Source organism: Hugenholtzia roseola DSM 9546 (genome assembly GCF_000422585.1).
Classification (GTDB): domain Bacteria; phylum Bacteroidota; class Bacteroidia; order Cytophagales; family Bernardetiaceae; genus Hugenholtzia; species Hugenholtzia roseola.
In genome coordinates this window covers 143,422-146,560 of record NZ_KE383883.1, presented here as the reverse complement: position 1 = coordinate 146,560, position 3,139 = coordinate 143,422, and the positions used below count along the sequence as shown (strand labels likewise).

Annotated in this window: 2 protein-coding genes and 2 pseudogenes; 2 read left to right on the top strand and 2 right to left on the bottom strand. The window is 41.4% G+C overall.

All coding sequences use genetic code 11. The annotated features are described in order from the left end of the window. Positions 1-212: pseudogene (locus G500_RS26060) on the top strand (hypothetical protein); the annotation flags it as partial. Positions 213-371: 159 nt separating this feature from the next. On the opposite strand, the gene lnt reads toward G500_RS26060, so the two are convergent. Both lnt and G500_RS0116500 read right to left on the bottom strand, forming a co-directional pair. Beyond that, positions 372-2,027 carry an apolipoprotein N-acyltransferase gene (gene lnt / locus G500_RS0116505; RefSeq protein WP_051203765.1) on the bottom strand — a complete coding sequence of 552 codons (1,656 nt, stop codon included), beginning with the start codon at positions 2,025-2,027 and terminating at the stop codon, positions 372-374. Between the two features lie 26 nt (positions 2,028-2,053). After that, positions 2,054-2,446 (bottom strand): DUF4296 domain-containing protein, encoded by a 393-nt coding sequence (locus tag G500_RS0116500; protein ID WP_027003357.1) that lies wholly within the window; start codon positions 2,444-2,446, stop codon positions 2,054-2,056. 355 nt (positions 2,447-2,801) lie between these two features. On the opposite strand from G500_RS0116500, the pseudogene G500_RS26055 reads away from it, so the two are divergent. Continuing rightward, a pseudogene (locus tag G500_RS26055) lies at positions 2,802-3,139 on the top strand (hypothetical protein); the annotation flags it as partial.

Genomic DNA, 3,139 nt, shown 5'->3' with positions numbered 1-3,139 from the left:
AAGGTTTAGAGAAAGGTATAGAGAAAGGCTTAGAGAGAGGCAAACTCGAAGGAAGACTCGAAGGCAAGCTCGAAGGCGAACGTGCGGGTGAATTAAAAGCGCGACGCGAATTAGCGATTTCTTGCTTACAAGATGGGCTTTCGGTGGAGAAAACCGCCAAACTCACAAAACTATCCATCGAGGAGGTTCGCAAATTGAGCAAAGAATTGTAAGCCTATTAGTCGTATTTGGTTGTTGTTTGTACCAGATAGTCGGCAGCAAAAGTGGCAAAAACGATTTTATCGTTTAAAAAGGCGCATCTTTTTGCTATTTTTGTTGTACCTTGTGGCGCAAATCTAACGCCCAACAACAGCAGTGTTAAGCTCTAAAAATTAGGTGCGCCATTTCTTGACAAGTGCCGAAATCATAAAAAAGAACGCCAAGAAAACGGACACACGCGCCAGATAATCGCCATTAGCAGCAAAGAAAGTTATCGTATCGTTGGGATTGATAGTGCCGCGTATGGCTGCGGTTTCGCCGTATTGGGTGGCTTGCGAAATTTCGCCTCTTTGGTTGATAAAGCAGGAAATACCCGTATTGGCTGAACGCGCGACGCTGCGGCGCAATTCTATCGCACGCAAGGCAGAGAAGCCCAAGTGCTGCACGTGTCCCGAAGTATTGCCCCACCAGCCGTCGTTGGTGATAACTGCCAACCAAGTTGCCCCTTTTTGCACGTATTCGGTACAAAAATCGCCATAAATAGATTCGTAACAGATAATAGGAGCAAGACAGTTTTTTGTCGTGTTATCGGCACAAAAGACGGCACGCTCCTGCGAAATACCTAAATCGCCCATTATATCTACAAAAAACTTCCAATCTTGCGGTAGCCACCTTTTGAGGGGATTTTTTTCTGCTCCCGTAACCAGTTTAGACTTGTGATAAAAATCGGCATTTCCGTTTGGCGTGATATAAAGAGCGGCATTATAGGAATCGTAATAAAAATCGTCCTGCCTTGATTTTCGCGCTGTGTTGCTTAGGGATTCGCCTTTTTGGTAGAATTTGTACGTATCGATACCTGTCAGGATATAGGCGTTGGGGTTGCTTTGATTGAGGGCTTTGAAAAAACGGCGCGGCTCTGGATATTGAAAGACCGCATTTTCAGGCACATTTTCATGTAGGGCAGTTTCGGGAAAAAGTAGGTAGCGCGTTTGGGGACTGCTATTTTTTTGCGCCAATTCTATAAAACGGTCTATCTGTTCGGAATAAGATACGTAGTTTTTTGAAGGCTCACCAGTGGCAGGATTGTAAGGAAATTTTTCTTCATAACAGTCTAAATTAGGCTGAACCGCCACTACTTCAAAACCCTTTTCGGTATTTTCTTCGTAGGTATAAAATAAAATTTGTGAAAACAAAAGAGGCAATATCAAAACTACAATCGCTGCAAGCGGATAGGAAGAAGCAGGAACTTGGGCGGTTTGCTTTTTTTCTAACCATTTGAAAATCAGATAATTGACGGCTAATACCCAAAGCGTACCTCCAAAAGCACCTGTGTATTCGTAGAATTGCACCCACGAGGGTAAAAAGCCAAAAGCATTGCCTAAATTGAGCCAAGGAAAGGAAAGTTCCCAATTAAGGTGTAGGTATTCGAAACTAAGCCAGTAGCTAAAAAATGCCGCGCCATGCAGGGCTTTGCTATAACGGTGTGTTTGGTGAAATAAGACCACAGGTAGCGATTGAAGTAGGGCGTTGATAAGCCACACGCCTATCACCCCCACGCCCAAAGCATTCCAAAGCCACCAAATTGTGCCGACATTCCACACTGAAAAAGCGAGCCACACGTAGAGAAAAAAACGCCAACTGCCTTTTTTTTGCAGCCCAAAATCTTGCGCCAAAAGCAAGAGGGGGACTAAACCAATAAAAAGTAGGATTTGAAAAGGCGCGTACCAGCCAAGGCTAAGTAAAATTCCACTGCTCAACGCTAAAAAGAGCCGATAAGAGGGCTGTTGCGACTGTTTTTCTAAAAAGGCTAAAAACAAGTGGGTAGGCATGGGTAAAATAGGGGAGCGTAAAATTTCTACTCAAAAGACATCAATTTGTTGGCGGCGGCGCGTGCTTCAAGTGTATCCACTAAATAGACAAACACATTTTCGGCGCGACGTGTTTCGGCGGTGTAATGGTCGTAGTTGAGGCGGTAAATGGTAGAATCTATTTGATGATGGCGAAAAATATTTTGGCGAAATTTCAGAAAGCGCGTATAACGGCTTTCGTCCTGCTCATAGCGTTGGTTCGCTGCCGATTCTGCAATCATCAAATCGGCTGTAATGCTAATAAATTGCTGGGGTTTTAAAAGCCAATCGGGGCGAGTGGGGCGGTCGGCTTCACAGGCGAAGAGAAGCAAGGCGAGAGTGGAAGCTATCATCACCCTACGCAGCACCCTCAAAGGGCGAGAGAGCAAAAAAGCAGACATAGCGCATTTTTAGGGTAAAAACAAAGATTTTTCAGAACACAAAGAAACGCATTTTTTGTCAAGCATGACACATCTACCAGAAAGGAAAGGGCTTTTTATTCTTTTTTAAGCACTTGCGGCTTAGATTATTAATTTTTTAGTTTTTGTTTTTAATTTATTATCTCTCCTTTGCCTATATTTCGAAAGGCTGCCCTAAAAAACTACTCAAAAAATAGAGGCGTTTTCAAAATAGTTTGCTATTTTTGTAGTACCTTATAGCGCGAGTCTCAAATAGCGGATACAAAAAGCATAGAAAAATATGATAGATTCTAAAAAAATCGTATCTTTATGGTCTAATTAGCTTATAAAATCTTTTATGAAAGACGGAAAACCTAATCAAAAAGAACAAAATCTTTACGATAAAATTTTAAAGGAAAATATCTTATCGTATGTCTTGCAGTTTTCAGAAAGGGAGTTGGGTTTTCATATCAAAAAATATGATTTATTAAAAGATAAACTACAAACTACCTTAGAACGTGAGGCTGATTTTCTAATTTTTATCACCACCCAAGATGAAAAAGAATTTATCCTACAATTAGAATTTCAAGCAAGAGATGAGCCTAATATGATACTTCGCATGCAAGAGTATCATGCCATTTTACAAAAAAAATACCAAATACCTGTTATTCAAATCGTTTATTACTTAGGCGAAAC